We start from the raw sequence: 16,043 nt of genomic DNA on the forward strand, positions 1-16,043 counted from the left end.
TTTGTTGACATTTTTGTTTGTTTAGTTTTCAAGGAACAATTTGTTCGTCGCTCGGAAGCAACTTTATTATATTAACACTTCGTAATTTCGATGTCAACAACTTTTTTCAACTTCTCAACGTTGTTAACTCGTTATTAACGACTGCTTTAATATACTACCACCATCCTCAATAGGCGTCAACATCTATTTTATTAAAATAGAACAATAAAAAACACCGACCACTTAGGCCGGTGTTTCCGCATCAAGTTACTTAGAAATAGTAATGATGTTTTCTTCTTCTAAGTCAACGTTACCAGACTTGTTGATCACAATGCTCTCACCTGCAGCTAGGTTTGTGAAAACAATTGGAGTCATGATAGAAGTTGCTCTTTCTTTAATGAAGTCTAAATCTACCTTTAATAAAGGCTGTCCCTTTTTGATCGTATCGTTTTCAGATACAAGGGCTTCAAATCCTTCACCTTTTAAGTTAACCGTATCGATACCCACATGGATTAAAATCTCACGGCCAGTATCAGAAAGAATACCCATTGCATGCTTTGTCGGGAATAGGTTGATAATCTTACCATCAACAGGAGAAACGATTGTACCTTCAGAAGGAATAATCGCAAAACCGTCTCCCATCATCTTTCCAGAGAATACTTGGTCAGGAACTTCAGTGATAGGTTTGATTTCACCTTTAATAGGAGAAACGAATACCTCTTTACCTTTTGACTCCGTTTGAAGTGCTTCAGGATTCACTTCTTCAATTTGTTGTTCTACTCCTTTTTCTGGTGCTTTCGCAACAGCAACTGGAGTTTTACCATTCATAATATCTTTCATTTGACCTTTAATCGTTTCAGAACGCGGACCAAAGATTGCTTGAATGCTGTTACCTACTTCAAGCACTCCTGAAGCACCTAACTTTTTCAAACGATCTTTATCAACATTTTTTGCATCATTAACGGATACACGTAGGCGCGTGATACAAGCATCTAGGTGAGCGATATTTTCTTTACCACCCATAGCCTTAAGAATTTCATAAGGAAGTTCTCCCGATTGTGTAGTCGTTCCCACTTCTTCTTCCTTCACTTCTTCACGTCCTGGTGTCATAAGGTTAAACTTACGAATCGCAAAACGGAAACCAAAGTAGTAGATAACCGCAAATACTAAACCTACAGGAATAACAAGCCAAGCGTTTGTTTGCGGATTAATAAGACCGAATAGAATGTAGTCGATTAAACCACCAGAGAAAGTCATGCCGATTTTTACATTTAAAATGTGCATTACCATAAATGAAAGACCTGCAAAGATTGTATGGATACCGAAAAGAATAGGTGCTACAAACAAGAATGAGAATTCGATCGGTTCAGTAATACCTGTTAAGAAAGAAGTTAATGCAGCAGAACCCATGATCCCTGCAACAATCTTCTTTTGTTCAGGACGCGCTTCTTTATAAATTGCATATGCTGCAGCCGGAAGACCAAACATCATGAATGGGAATTTACCAGTCATGAATGTACCAGCAGTAAGATCTTGTACACCGTCTTTAATTTGATTCATAAAGATAGCTTGGTCACCTCTAACGATTTCCCCTGCTTCATTTGTATATGAACCAAATTCAAACCAAAATGGCGCGTAAAAAATATGGTGAAGTCCGAACGGAATTAACGCTCGTTCAATGACACCGAAGATAAACGCAGAAATAGTTAAGTTTGCATGAACCATGTTGTTAGAGAATGCATTCAAACCTTCTTGAACCGGAGGCCAGATTACAATCATGATTAAACCTAAGATAACAGAGCTTGCCGCTGTAGCAATAGGTACAAAACGTTTACCCGCAAAGAATCCAAGGTAAGACGGTAATTCGATATTGTAGAAACGATTATACATCGATGCCGCTAGAATACCTACGATAATACCACCAAATACACCTGTTTGAAGTGTTGGAATCCCTAGAACAGATGCGTAACCTTGAGGATTTTCACCTAAAGTCTCAGGTGTAATTCCAAGAGTAGTTCCCATCGTTACATTCATGATAAGGAAACCTACGATTGCTGCCAAACCAGCAACGCCTTCTCCACCCGCTAAACCAATTGCAACACCTACCGCAAATAGCAAAGCAAGGTTTCCGAAGATGATTCCACCCGCTTTTTCCATTACAGATGCAACCATTACTACTCCATCAGCTTTTAAGAATGGAGCGATATCTAATAAAACTGGATTTTGAAGTGCTGCGCCGATAGCCAACAAGATTCCTGCCGCTGGCAAGATCGCAACCGGAAGCATAAGTGCTTTACCGACTTTTTGCAACACGCCGAAAAGTTTTTTGAACATGTTATTACCTCCTTAAGATATATTGGCTCATTAAGCGTTTTCAATCGAAAGCACCCTAAAAACAAATAAAAAAGGCATGAGGAAAGAAAACAATCGAAAGAATGCTCAGGGTTATATTACCCCAAAAATTCCATTTCAATTATCTTCTTCACTCATGCCTGATCGTATCAGTAACACGTGAAAGAAAATGGTTATTTAACTTTTTTCTGAAGCCTCTGCAAATGCATGGTTAAATACACCGCTTCGGCATCAAACACTTGTTTTTGAAGTGCTTGCTGCATGACTTTAATGAGCTTCCACGAGAGATTATAGCATAAAGGATACTCTTCCTTCAATAGAGTTGCAATTTTTTCTGGTTCTTCTACTCGCTCCTCTTTATTGACCCTCTCGATGGCAAATCGCAAATGCCTGACTAGACGCATGTAGTCGACGCTTTCTTTATCAATTTTAATATCCAGCTGTTCTTCTATCATATTAACTAGTCTAGTCACCAACTGGGAGTGACTATTGACATCTGCTAGATTCTTGTTTGTAATCGCACTGTGAATATGCAGAGCGATAAAGCCAATTTCTCCTTTTGGTAAATTGACATTCGTCTTTTCACGGATGATCTCCACGATTTCACTCGCAATATCATATTCTAAGGAGTATAGAGTCTTTGTTTCGACCAGAAATGGATTTTGCACTTCCATCCCTTGCGAAAGTCTGTTGACCGCAAACATCAAGTGGTCCGTAAGCCCAACATGGATGTGTTCATTTAACGTAGCATTCGTTCTTTTCTTTATATGTTCTATGGAAGCAATAATTGCTTCTTGTAATCCGTTCTCCAAAAACGGCAAGAGCTTTACATAGTTTTGCTGCTCTTTTTCATTTTTCAACACAAAAAATTTCTCGACGGAATCTGAGTTAATCAAATCATCTCGTTTTCGGTTGAAACCAATCCCCTTGCCGATTACAACCACTTCACCAAAAGAAGGATGATCGGCAATGAGTACGTTATTATTTAAAACTTTACTTATTTTTATCTCTGCCATGCAGATCCATTCTCCTTGCAAACATAGCTATTTTCAGTATTTTCATGTTATTAGAGTAGGATTATTAAGTCAATGACAAAGAGCAAGTTTCAAGAAAACGTCAAAAGTTACCACCAGAGGTATTGTTTGTTTCACAAAAAAAAGAACCGCAGATAAACCGCGGTTCCCTTCTACTATTCTTGTAAAAAGACAAAGTATAAAACAAAGATGATGAAAAAGATGTACATGATTGGATGGATTTCTTTTTTGCGACCTTTGATTAGCATTGTTATTGGATAGAAGATGAATCCAGCCGCAATCCCAGTTGCGATACTGTAGGATAGTGGCATTGCAATCATTGTCATGAAGGCAGGGACTGCAATTTCAAAGCGATTCCAATCAATCTTGCCTAATGAAGAAACCATCAATACACCAACAATAATGAGTGCAGGCGCCGTAACTGGAGCAGTAACAACTGACAATAAAGGAAAAAAGAATAATGACAGAATAAATAGTCCAGCAGTTACAACTGAAGCGAAGCCTGTTTTTGCACCTGAAGCGACACCTGCCGATGATTCAATATAAGAAGTCGTTGTAGATGTTCCCAATACAGCCCCTACAATTGATGCAATTGAATCTGCAAATAACGCCTTACCTGCACGAGGTAATTTATTATCTTTTACTAATCCCGCTTGGTTAGCTACAGCTACTAGAGTTCCAGCGTTATCAAAGAAGTCTACAAATAAGAAAGTAAGAACAATTCCAAGCATTGTTGTTGTATAGAAAGAACTGTCACCAAATGATGAGAAAACAGAACCGAATGTTGGTGCTAAACTTGGAACATTGTCTACTACTCTATCAGGTGTATCAATCAGATTGAAAATCATTCCAACGATAACCGTTAATACCATTCCATAAAATACGCCGCCTTTATAACCCCTTGTCATTAAAATGACGGTAACGACGATTCCAAAGATAGCAAGTAATGTGTTTCCGTTTGATAAATCTCCTAAACCAACTAGTGTTGCATCGTTGTTTACAATAATACCGGCATTTTGAAGGCCGATGAAAGTGATGAATAAACCGATACCCGCTCCCACAGCATGCTTTAAATCTTCTGGGATCGCGTTGATGATTTTTTCACGAAGACCTGACATCGTTAATAATAAGAAGAAAACACCTGAAATGAAAACCGCACCTAATGCGTGCTGCCACGGAATTCCACTTCCTAATACTACTGTATAGGCAAAGAATGCATTTAATCCCATTCCTGGTGCAAGGGCCAAAGGATATCTAGCGAGTAACCCCATGACAAGTGAACCTACAGCTGCTGCCAATGCAGTTGCGACAAACACGGCACCATAATCCATTCTCATTGCATCTGGAAGGTCCTTAATGTTCGCAAGTGACAATGTGATCGGGTTTACAATCAAGATATAGGCCATTGCCAAGAATGTTGTTAAACCACCCATAAATTCCTGACGGTAACTCGTTCCTAACTCTTCAAACTGAAAATACTTTTTCAAACTACATTCCCCCATTTTTCTTTCTATAAAAGAACAAAAACGCTCCGGCATTCTACCGGAGCGTTGACAAAGGTATATGTAAATAGAGTAGGATCCAGCATACGCCAGTTTATCCCCTATTCAAACATGCACCTCGTAGTCAAGCTGTTTACGGTAGCTCGGTAGAAACTTTTGGGCCATATCCCCAACATTATACGAAGATTATTCGATTAATTCGTTCTTAATATACCACCATTCGATCATATTCGTCAACACAAAACACGAACAATTTTTAATATATTTTAGAGTTCGTTCGTGTTAATCTATTCCCACTCAATCGTAGCAGGTGGTTTGCTAGTAATATCATAGACAACTCGGTTAATATGTGGAACTTCATTTACAATACGTGTCGAAATGACCTCAAGTACATCCCAAGGAATTCTTGCCCAGTCTGATGTCATACCGTCTATAGAAGTTACAGCACGAATACCGATTGTATAATCGTAAGTTCGAGCGTCACCCATTACCCCTACACTTCTCACGTCAGGTAGCACCGTGAAGTATTGCCATATATCACGATCAAGACCAGCTTTTTTGATTTCGTCGCGTAAAATCATGTCAGACTCACGCACGATTTCGAGTTTTTCTTCTGTGATTTCGCCAAGTACACGAATACCTAGACCCGGCCCAGGGAAAGGCTGACGCCAAACCACTTCATCAGGAATACCCAACTCTGTACCAAGCGCACGGACTTCGTCTTTAAACAGCGTGTTTAAAGGCTCAATTAATGTGAACTGCATGTCTTCAGGAAGTCCACCGACATTGTGATGAGACTTGATGGTTTGCGCAGTAGCCGTTCCGCTTTCAATGATATCTGTATAAAGCGTTCCTTGTGCAAGGAATTCAATACCTTGCAACTTAACCGCTTCATCATCAAATACGTAAATAAATTCGTTACCGATAATCTTGCGTTTTTGCTCAGGGTCAGACACGCCCTTTAACTTTTCCATGAATCGGTCTTTTGCATCAACCTTTATAACATTCATATTGAAGCCATCAGCAAAAGTCTTCATCACACCTTCAGCTTCATTTTTACGAAGTAAGCCGTGATCAACAAAGATACATGTCAATTGATCACCGATCGCTCGATGAATCAATACGGCAACAACAGATGAATCAACGCCTCCACTTAATGCACAAAGAACTTTCTTGTCACCGACAGTTTGACGGATTTTTTCCAATTCGATTTCAATGAAGTTTTCCATTGACCAGTCGCCTGTGCATTCACAAACACCGAATACAAAATTCTTCAGCATTTCATTGCCATATACAGAGTGATTCACTTCCGGATGGAATTGAACAGCATACAAACGACGATCCTCATCACTCATTGCCGCAATCGGACAAGAAGGATTCGTTGCATCAATTTTGAATCCTGCTGGAGTTTCAACTACTAAATCTCCGTGACTCATCCACACGATTTGCTCATTTGGTAATTTAGCAAGCAACTTTGACTCGTTTTGAACATTGATCGCCGCTTTACCATATTCGCGATTTTTTGCTTTTTCCACTTTACCGTCGAAATGCATCGTCATTAATTGCATACCGTAACAAATACCTAGGATCGGCAAGCCCATTTCAAAAATTCTTTCGTCACAACGGAATGAATTTTCGTCATAAACACTATTAGGGCCGCCTGAAAAAATGATTCCTTTCGGATTGAGCGCTTGAATTTCTTCCACCGTAATCGTGTGAGGATGCAGTTCACTATAAACTCCAAATTCACGGATCCTTCTTGTAATCAATTGGTTATATTGACTGCCAAAATCCAAAACAACAATCATCTCTTGGTTATGAAGCTCTGCTTTACCTGACAAATCCAGCCACCTCTTTCAAAATGTTAACTTTATCTCTATTGTTCACTTACCCATTAAAAAACATTTCATCGAAATGGAATGTTTTTTAAAATAAAAAAAACTAGATTCCGCCTCCCAAATAAAAAAAAGGAAGGCAGAAATCTAGTTCTCTCACAGTGCTATCAACAGAAATTTCTGCCTTCATAGTCAAATCATTTACGGTGATTCGGTAGAGACTTTCGATCCATATTATCGAGGATATATGAAGGTTATGTACAATATTTAGTTTCCACTCATATTGTAACCACACGTTAAATTTCTGGTCAAGCAATTGTCTTTTTAATTAAATTTTCCCACAATTCTTTCGTTTCTTTCCAACTACCATGCGTCCGTTCCTGTCGATACAAATATTGTTCATACTTCGATGTCAATTTGCTCATTTCCCTCGTCGAAAAAAATGTATCAACATAACGAGCATAATTTCTTAGCGTTTGATCTTTCTTTCTCTTCAACCCATATCGTTCCAATTGAATAAGGAGTTGCAAATAGGCAGCTGCAAGATGTTCGTCTTTTTTACTATACTTAAATCGGTAAATAAGGAAATATGGCATCCACTTGCCTCGCTTGCTATAGACGAAGCCGACTGCCGCAATCAAAACGAGCATTCCTAGTACGAACCATTTCCAATTATCCTTAAAGAATGTTTGAACATCTAACAAAATTGACTTGAAAGTAACCTTTTTCTTCGTCACTTTTGTGTCCTGCTCAAGTTTATCCAAACGGTCTTGTTTAGGCTTAGAGGCCGGAACTGGAGGGGTTACTTGAGATTGTCCTGCTGTATCTGTTTTTTGATCAAAGTCAAAATTAGTACTATTCGAAAAACCTTTTGTCGGCTCGAATGTTACCCAACCTTGATTCGGGAAATAAACTTCTACCCATGAATGTGCATTGTTATTGGTAATCTCATATATCTTTTTGGCTGCTTCGTCTGTCGTATATTCTTTGAACTCACCTTCTGTATATCCCTTTACCCATCTGGCTGGGATACCAACTGAACGAAGTAACACGACCATAGAAGAAGAGAAGTTATCGCAATACCCTTTCTTCGTTTCAAAAAGAAATTGGTCTACATAATCTTGATCCTCTTTTGGAACAGCAACATCTTTTTGGTCATATGTGTATGCAGAGCTGTCAAAGTATTTTTCTATGGCTCTTGCTTGATCAAACCAGTTCTTTTTGTCTTTTGTAATCTCCAGTGCAAGGTCTCGTACCCTTTGTGGAAGATTTTCCGGGAGTTGGGTATAGCGGCTCAATGTTTGAGCATCCAGGTTTGAATTTAATTTCGAATTCTTCATCAACTCTGTCACACTATACTTTGGAATGTCATATTGAACAACATACTCATCTAAAGTAACAGGATTTCCAGCTTGATCATAAGAGTAAATTTTTTCAAGGTTCGGATCCATCTCATACTTACTTTCAAAAGAAGCATCAATATGCTTCAAGCCTAATGGATAGACAATATGATCATAATTTTTAATTGCCATGACCGAGGCACTATTTTCTTTCACATTTACGACATCGAGAAAAGATTTAACTGGGATTTCCCCTTCAGCAAGAAAAGAGAATCTAGTTTGTTGTAAATTTGAAACTTCCCAACCTTTACCGGTATAAATATCTTTCGACTCTACCTTCCAGTAATTTTCTTGGTCGGTCTTGATTCGATAGACGATGCTATCATCGCCAATAAACGGACCTCCAAGCTGGGAGTCATCGATACCGTAGCCTATTTTCTTTACATACCCTCCGCCTGCTTGGTCACTAAACGACTTTAAATATGGTACAGGATCGGGCCAAATTGGGGCAGCTTTCGGTGCCACAAAACCGATTCCAACACTAACCGTAATCATTACCGCCAGCGGAACCATCCATTTGCTCATTTTAAATCGTTCCCGAATTAATTTTTCCTTTGTGATTAAACGAAAGAAAGTGAGCATTCCCATGACAGAAAATCCGATGACGATTGTCCTGATAATGGCCGTATTCGCTTTATATACAGTAAAAGTATCCAACACCGTAATATAGATTAACGTTAAGAAAAAGAAAATGAAGATGCTTTTTCTTCTTAACAGCCAATACTCGATCAAGTAGGTCATCAACCAAAGCAACACGAAGAAAAGCAGCGACCTGAACACATCTGATAAGCCATACCAGTCCGCTTTTAATAAAGTGGAAAAATTAGATTTCAGATCTGTCCAAAAGAATCCTATCCATGTTGCATTAAAAAATCCGCCTTCGAAATAAATAAAGTAAAGGGCGTAAATCACATATAGCGACTTAATCAAAACCTGAGCTATCTTATTGACTTCAATATAGGACAAAAACAACGCCAAAAGCGGAAAGGCTATAAAAATGGCGATATGATCCGTTTGTGTCAGCTGCTCTATCGGTCTCAACCATTCCCATAGCAACAAAAATCCACAAACGTAGAGCAATAGGCTAGCAGAATCTTTTCTCATAGAAGAAGATGTCATCCCGCATTCACCTCCGTAAAGGCAGACATAAATTGTCCTTCATGTATCAAAACTACCCTCACCCCGCGCGCATTTGCGCTCGCCTTAAGAGAGATTTCATTTGGAGTTGGGATTTCTTTTTCAGACTTTACTAAAAAGATGGTCACAGAAGCACTCCGTTGACTAAAATAGCTGGCTTTCTCAATTAGTGTTTTGGACAGTTGTCCCGTTACAACCATGAGCATCATATTTTGCTGAGTAAATGTTTTTTCTGCTTCCAAGACCCGATCAATGGATCCTTCACATTTAGCTTGGATTTTGGCCAAATGGTAGAAAAGCTGGTGTAAATGTCCTTCCCCTCCTCGACTCGGAAAAGATGAACGTTCTTTGCTGATTGTCAGCAAACCAGCCTGTGCCCCTTTGCGCAAAATGGATCGAAGCAAGGACGCCGTAAAAGAAACGATGGTCTCAAAACGTTTCTCTGGGGCACAATCCATTACCACATAGACATCGTGTGATTGACGTTGTTCAAACTCTTTCGTCATAATGTCATTCCGCTTTGCAGTTGCCTTCCAATTGATCCATGAAAAACGATCTCCGGGTTGATACTCCCTTACTCCAATGGCCATGGACGTATCCCTTTGAACCCTTTCTCTTGAAGCAGTCATTCCTTGATCGTAATGATTTTCGAATGGTCGATAAATCATCTCCGTAAAAGCAGGATACACAATGATCCGATTGCTAACTTGAAAACGAGCCTGTTTTTCAATCAACCCTAAAACATCGCCCGCTCTTATCTGTAGTTCTTCTAAAAAGTGTTCTCCTCTCGGAAGGTCTTCCACTTTGTACTGAAAAGAAAATTCTGTTCGAAACCCTGGGAAAAGCAATGTTTTCCCTAGTTGGTATCTCCCCGCATTCTTTAATGAATCGTTAAGGATGTCTTCCACCACTAAATAAAATAACGGAAAACGGCTTTTTCTTATCAAAAGAATTTCTACTGATAATGTTTCCCCTGCATTGTAGTCTGTTTTGGAGATTTTCCGCTCCAAGCTGATATCATCAAGTCGATAAAAACTAAGACCGAGACCATATAGAGCAAAAGGAACGAAGCTGTAAAATAAGAACCAGCTTACAAAACCGCCTTGGAACATTGCATAACAAAACGTCACAACAATGAGAGCGACCAAGACGATGAACTTCCAAACTTTTTTACTTCCGGACCATACGTTCGGCATCTTACTTCACAAGCCTTTGTACAGGTACAGGAACTCTGGCGATGACACGGTTTACAATTTCTTCAGCCGTGATCCCTTCAAACTTCGCCTCTGATTTTAAGATCAAACGATGTGAAAAAACTGCAGGAGCTAAATATTGAATGTCGTCAGGCAATACATAATCGCGACCATACATAAATGCGTAGGCTTGAGCTGCTTTCATCAAGGCAATCGATCCACGAGGGCTTGCTCCTAAATAAACACTATTATGTATTCTTGTGCGATGAGCGATGTCGACGATATACCTTTTGATTGTGTCGTCAACAAAGACTGTTTTGATTTCATTTTGTAATTCACGTAGTTCTTCAAGTGAAATGACAGGAGTCAAATCTTCAATCGGCGGGACCTTTTGGGCACGGTTCAATACTTCCATTTCTTCATCAAGTTCTGGATAACCCATTTTCATTTTCAATAAGAAACGATCAAGCTGCGCTTCCGGAAGCGGATATGTTCCTTCGTATTCAATTGGGTTTTGAGTGGCCATGACAAAGAATGGCTTTTCAAGAATATGTGTTACACCATCAATGGTAACGCTACTTTCTTCCATTCCCTCTAATAGAGCAGACTGAGTCTTAGGTGATGTACGATTGATTTCATCCGCAAGAATGATATTGCCCATAAGCGGACCTGGACGGAACTGAAATTCCATCTCCTTCGGATTATAAATGGAAACACCCGTAACATCAGACGGCAATAAATCCGGTGTGAATTGTATCCTTCTAAACCTAGCGCTTACTGATTTAGACAAAGCGCGGACCATCATCGTTTTCCCGACACCCGGGACATCTTCTAAAAGCACATGCCCGTTGGCAAGCAAAGCAACTAAGCTAAGTTCGGCTACATTCCTTTTTCCAATCATAACTTTCTCGATATTTTGAAGTATCTTTTCTACTGTAGGATTCATTTGTTCACGCACTTCAGATCCCCCCTAAAATATGTTAACTGAAAAAAACATCTTTCCGTATACAATTCGGCAAATATTGTAAAAACCCTTGTCTTTTTGTTACGAAAAAAATCCCCTATCTCATTTAGACGGAGGATTTTTGTATAAGTTACATATTTTTCTGATATTTCATTCAAGCTTTTGGAATCTCCATAATAGAGGGATATGACTCTTACTTTTCAAAAACGAAATTACCATTCTCAAACACTTTTACTTCTTGACCTTCATCCGTTGTTCCCATAATTACCAGATCTCTTGTACCAAACATGAAATCTGCGTGTACGAGAGAATCATTCACACCAAGTTCAGTCAGTTCTTCCTTACTATAGTTATCACTATTTTTGATGTTTACTGGATATGCCTTTCCTAAAGCCAAATGACAGGACGCATTTTCATCATACAATGTGTTGTAAAATAGAATATTCATACTTGAGATTGGGGAATCAAATGGTACAAGAGCCACTTCTCCCAAGTAAGCTGAACCTTCGTCCGTCTCGATTAATTTTTTCAGTGTCTCCAAACCGTTTTTCGCATCGTACTCAACAACCTTGCCGTCCTTGAAGGTTAGGTAGAAATCCTCAATTAGGTTTCCATTGTAGTGTAGCGGCTTTGACGCCACAACCTTACCATTTACCGCTGTCTTCTTTGGAACCGTGAAAATTTCCTCTGTTGGCATATTGGCAATAAACTCAACACCATCTGGTGAATGTTCAGAGCCACCAAGCCACTGATGTTCATTAGGAAGATCGATTTTCAAATCTGTGCCTAGGGAGTTGGTAAAGTGAAGGCTCACAATTCTGTTAGAATGCATGAAATGGATTCTTTCTTTAAGATTGCGCTTATGTCCTTCCCAAGCCTCAAGCGGGTTCTCTAGGTCCGCTCTCACTGTTTTCAAAATCACTTCCCACATCTTCTCGATAGCCGCTTCTGAAGACAATTCAGGGAATACCTTTTTTGCCCATGATTCAGTTGGAACAGATACAACAGCCCAGCGGTTTTTGTTACTCATCCGTCTTTCACGGTATTCTTTAATAGCTATGCTCGCCGCTTTTTGAGCCTTTGCAATTCTTTCAGGATCAACACCCTTAAACATTTCCGGATCCGCCGCGTAAATATTGATATATGCTGCATCTGCCTTAACCGTCTTCAAGTAAAAATCCTGTTCCCATTCAGGATAATTTACTAGCGCCTGATCAGGTGCATACAAGTAGCGAATTTTGGCAAGTTCGTCGTCCTCCCATTTCACCACAACATTCCCTGCGCCTTCCTTATAGGCAACTTCAGCAACCATTTTTGCAAAAGCCGCTGTTTCAATCGGAGACGAAATGACAAGCAATTGATTCTTTTGAAGATTAACCCCTGTTTTCACAATTAATCTGGCATATTTTTCAATGAGATCCATTCCATGTTCACTGTATGTATCATCCTTTCAACTCTAACATGATTTTTGTACTCCACATTTTCACTTTATATGTATTCTTCTTTTAAAGGAAAACTCCTTTTTGCAAGGCTGTTTTCATAAACTTTGTTGCTATTTATCAAATAGATTGTAGTATTTGATTTTCTCTCCAGGATGCTCACTTTCCGCGGGACGAATTATGAAAAATCCCTAATGCCGGCTTTTTCATGGCCAAATTCGTCTTAGGAGTGCGGTAAGCCTCCTCGGCGCATTTGCATTAAGAGTGCTTACCAACTACTTCAAAATATTTATCAAATGTAACTTCTTTTCGTTCAGTTCTCTCATTCAAATAATCTTCTTTTACATAGAAGAGTTGAAAAATATCTCCAGAACCGAGTATCTTGGTAAATAAATCTCGATCCTTAGGATCAAGATCACATTCTCTGCCGATGTTAGGGTCAACAGTTACGATTTCTATCTCTCTATTTTCTTCATAGTCCGACACGACAAAAAAATCGTAATCCTTATAATGCGCCGTGAAATATTCACGATATAATTCGGTTAGTTCCCGCTTTTGAACTTCCTTTTCATACAGGTTCTTATCATAAGGCGATACCTTAAAGCCTTCTTTAGGTTGGTATAAAACCAATAAGACAATATCCCCTTCTACAATAGCACTATATTTTCCACCTTTATAAATTGCAATTTTTCTATCCATCTTAATCCTCTCAATTCATGGATTTTCAACGCACTTCGGTGATCTGGATAAATCTTTCACCATTGAATACAGCAATTAACTCTTCCTTATCATTTATTACTTTAAGCATTTCTGCCACCTCTTAATTTGCGCTCTAGAATAATCTGAAACTACCCATTCCGGAACAAACGTTTCATTTCTTTCCTAGAGAGCGTGCAAATAAATATACGATTCCGTATTTATTATGTATCTAAAAAAAAGTATGATAATAGTATTAAGAAAAGGAAGAGGTTATTACGTGAATACAACATTTTCACCAATAGAAACTACTAAAACAAAAGCATTAGTTATCAATGCACTTTTCATCGCATTGACCCTTGTAGCCACAATGTTTATCAACCTAAGGCTACCGCTTATGGGTAACGGGGGACTCATCCATCTAGGTAACGTTCCTCTTTTTATTGCGGCCTTAGTTTTTGGCAAAAAAACAGGAGCCATAGCAGGTGCCTTCGGAATGGGATTCTTCGATATCATCATGGGTTATGCATTGTGGGCGCCGTTTACATTCTTCATCGTAGGTGCAATGGGCTTTTTAGCAGGTCTTATATCCGAAAAAGTCCCAGGGAAAAGAGTGGTTGTAAACACAATGGCCGTTGCTGTGGCACTTATCATTAAAATCGTAGGTTACTATTTTGCCGAAGTTATCCTTTACGGTAACTGGATACAGCCATTCGGATCAATCCCTGGAAACGTTATGCAGGTCGTAATTGCCGGTATAATTGTAGTACCACTTGCAGGGCGTTTAAAACAAAGAGCTGGACAGATAATTAAATAACTACTGTATTTTTGAATGTAACCTATAGAGTGAACTTTTGAAAAAAGATTACTCTATAGGCTTTTTTGTATATTGAGTTAAGAATCAATACAAGAAACTCCATCATACTCGATAATTTTTAGATAGAAGGATCATGGTTGTTTTTAGCAAACAACGTTCCCATTTTGTCAGCTTAACCCCACTTTTCGAGAAAACTTTAAAAAGGGCATCATAATCTATTTTTTTGAAATATCTATAGTCAGTAATGGCTTTTAGTAATTTATTTTCATAAATATCCATATAAAACAAACGATTTTCTTCTTGCAAAGTTTCGTACAGCCACATTTGCTTCTTAGTATTGCTAACACTCCTGGACTGTCGGTGCTTCTCGTTAATATAGTATAAATACTCTTGCTTCGCGTTCGAGTTCATGGAAGAAACCCGAATGCAATGTAATTTCATTCGGAAGTATGTGTCAGTTATATCTAGAGTAGTGTTTTCATTTTGTTTAAGTATGCAAGAAACATTTTCATTCGCTAAGCTTTCAAACTCTTCATCCGTAAAAAACAAAGGTGCCTCTCGTTTCGCTGCTTTTGTACAATCTGACGAGTGAAATAGATTAAAAATCCTATTCATTGCTCCAAATTTGCGCCGAATTGTCCCACTCTTTGCATATTCAGGCTTGTTGTTTCCCTTTATCTTTTGATCAATCAGCTCGGAAACCGATCGATACGGAGGTGATGTTGTACCTTGAACCAGTATACATAAACTTTCTCCTAAATTAAAAAACTCCGCCTCCAACTCCCACCACCAACCCGTTACATGATCATCGCCTTTCCAATATAAAAGACGACATAAATCTGGTGTAATGGTTACATATTTACAAGCAAGAATTTCAAAACCCTTTTCCCTAAGAAATGAAAGGATTTCCTGTTCCAAATTTAAGTACACGGCATCCGGCTTGCAAATCACGAATCCAATATTGTTCCAATTCACGTTGTACAATCTCCTTTTCTTCTTATGTAATAACATATGGAAGAAAGGAAAAGTTGTATAGACAACAGACCTTTAATCTGTTCAATTCAAAATTACAAACAAAAAAGGTCTTTATCCCAAGGAGAAAAAAGGACCTTTTTTGAAATTACATTATTCCGGACATGTCAGGCAATCAGATTCAGCTGGTTCTGGCTTGTCAGCAACAACTGCTTCAGTTTTTAATCAGCTTATATGTTCTTTAATCTTTATTATTCTTTCATCTTCTCTCTTCTATCTAGTTATAGACAGAAAACTAGTTTTATTATTTTTAATAAATTTGGACAGCCCCTTTTTTATACTTTTGTTATATTGACACATAACTTCTATCTTTTATTTCATAGTATGTTTCGTATAAGAGGCCTCTTATAAAACTAGTAATAGAAAGAGGTGAGGTTATATGGGTGTTTCAGTTCAACAAACTCCTGGTGATACTATTAATACACTTCTATGTCTACTTGGAAGATTCTTAGTTTATCTCCTTCTAATTGTTGTAGCTCTTCTTGCAGACTTATTAATCAATACAGCTACTGGAGATATGATTAGAGATCTTGCTAATGATATCGCTAGTCAGGGCTGTTAGTCAGCAAAAGAAAGACCTAAAGTTTTGGTCCCTCATCTGAGTGTTAAAACCTAGAAGATGATTAAGTGATCTTCTAGGTTTTTTCCATCGAATTGTTTTAA

The 16,043-nt window shown here is 38.5% G+C and carries 12 protein-coding genes and 2 riboswitches; of the genes, 2 read left to right on the forward strand and 10 right to left on the reverse strand.

Annotated features, from left to right (window positions below; all coding sequences use genetic code 11):
• Positions 1–246: 246 nt before the first annotated feature.
• The 9 genes from ptsG to BMZ31_RS19625 all read right to left on the reverse strand — a co-directional run bounded on the left by ptsG (position 247) and on the right by BMZ31_RS19625 (position 13,534).
• Positions 247–2,313 (reverse strand): glucose-specific PTS transporter subunit IIBC, encoded by a 2,067-nt coding sequence (gene ptsG, locus BMZ31_RS19585; RefSeq protein WP_090833607.1) that lies wholly within the window; start codon positions 2,311–2,313, stop codon positions 247–249.
• Positions 2,314–2,504: 191 nt separating this feature from the next.
• Positions 2,505–3,347 (reverse strand): glucose PTS transporter transcription antiterminator GlcT, encoded by an 843-nt coding sequence (locus BMZ31_RS19590; RefSeq protein WP_090833608.1) that lies wholly within the window; start codon positions 3,345–3,347, stop codon positions 2,505–2,507.
• Positions 3,348–3,520: 173 nt separating this feature from the next.
• Positions 3,521–4,852, reverse strand: a complete 1,332-nt coding sequence (locus BMZ31_RS19595) for an NCS2 family permease (RefSeq protein WP_090833609.1) — start codon at positions 4,850–4,852, stop codon at positions 3,521–3,523.
• 116 nt (positions 4,853–4,968) lie between these two features.
• Positions 4,969–5,070: riboswitch (purine riboswitch) on the reverse strand.
• A gap of 84 nt (positions 5,071–5,154) precedes the next feature.
• Positions 5,155–6,675, reverse strand: coding sequence for a glutamine-hydrolyzing GMP synthase (gene guaA, locus BMZ31_RS19600; RefSeq protein ID WP_175478189.1), 1,521 nt, complete (start codon positions 6,673–6,675; stop codon positions 5,155–5,157).
• Between the two features lie 196 nt (positions 6,676–6,871).
• Positions 6,872–6,973, reverse strand: a riboswitch (purine riboswitch).
• Between the two features lie 37 nt (positions 6,974–7,010).
• Complete coding sequence (locus BMZ31_RS19605; RefSeq protein WP_254778935.1) at positions 7,011–9,206, reverse strand: DUF4129 domain-containing transglutaminase family protein; 2,196 nt, start codon at positions 9,204–9,206, stop codon at positions 7,011–7,013.
• A gap of 11 nt (positions 9,207–9,217) precedes the next feature.
• Positions 9,218–10,435 (reverse strand): DUF58 domain-containing protein, encoded by a 1,218-nt coding sequence (locus BMZ31_RS19610; protein WP_090833612.1) that lies wholly within the window; start codon positions 10,433–10,435, stop codon positions 9,218–9,220.
• Position 10,436: 1 nt separating this feature from the next.
• Positions 10,437–11,378, reverse strand: a complete 942-nt coding sequence (locus BMZ31_RS19615; protein WP_090833631.1) for an AAA family ATPase — start codon at positions 11,376–11,378, stop codon at positions 10,437–10,439.
• A 211-nt stretch (positions 11,379–11,589) separates the two neighbouring features.
• Positions 11,590–12,819, reverse strand: a complete 1,230-nt coding sequence (locus tag BMZ31_RS19620) for an aminopeptidase (protein WP_090833613.1) — start codon at positions 12,817–12,819, stop codon at positions 11,590–11,592.
• A 274-nt stretch (positions 12,820–13,093) separates the two neighbouring features.
• Positions 13,094–13,534 (reverse strand): hypothetical protein, encoded by a 441-nt coding sequence (locus tag BMZ31_RS19625; RefSeq protein WP_090833614.1) that lies wholly within the window; start codon positions 13,532–13,534, stop codon positions 13,094–13,096.
• Positions 13,535–13,811: 277 nt separating this feature from the next.
• On the opposite strand from BMZ31_RS19625, the gene BMZ31_RS19630 reads away from it, so the two are divergent.
• Positions 13,812–14,348, forward strand: a complete 537-nt coding sequence (locus BMZ31_RS19630; protein WP_090833615.1) for an ECF transporter S component — start codon at positions 13,812–13,814, stop codon at positions 14,346–14,348.
• Positions 14,349–14,450: 102 nt separating this feature from the next.
• Here BMZ31_RS19630 and BMZ31_RS19635 read toward each other — a convergent pair whose 3' ends face one another.
• Complete coding sequence (locus tag BMZ31_RS19635; protein WP_175478188.1) at positions 14,451–15,323, reverse strand: nucleoside-diphosphate kinase; 873 nt, start codon at positions 15,321–15,323, stop codon at positions 14,451–14,453.
• A gap of 436 nt (positions 15,324–15,759) precedes the next feature.
• On the opposite strand from BMZ31_RS19635, the gene BMZ31_RS19640 reads away from it, so the two are divergent.
• Positions 15,760–15,942, forward strand: coding sequence for a hypothetical protein (locus tag BMZ31_RS19640; protein ID WP_090833617.1), 183 nt, complete (start codon positions 15,760–15,762; stop codon positions 15,940–15,942).
• Positions 15,943–16,043 lie beyond the last annotated feature (101 nt).

Source organism: Bacillus sp. cl95 (genome assembly GCF_900115925.1).
In the GTDB taxonomy this organism is placed as follows: domain Bacteria; phylum Bacillota; class Bacilli; order Bacillales; family Cytobacillaceae; genus Neobacillus_A.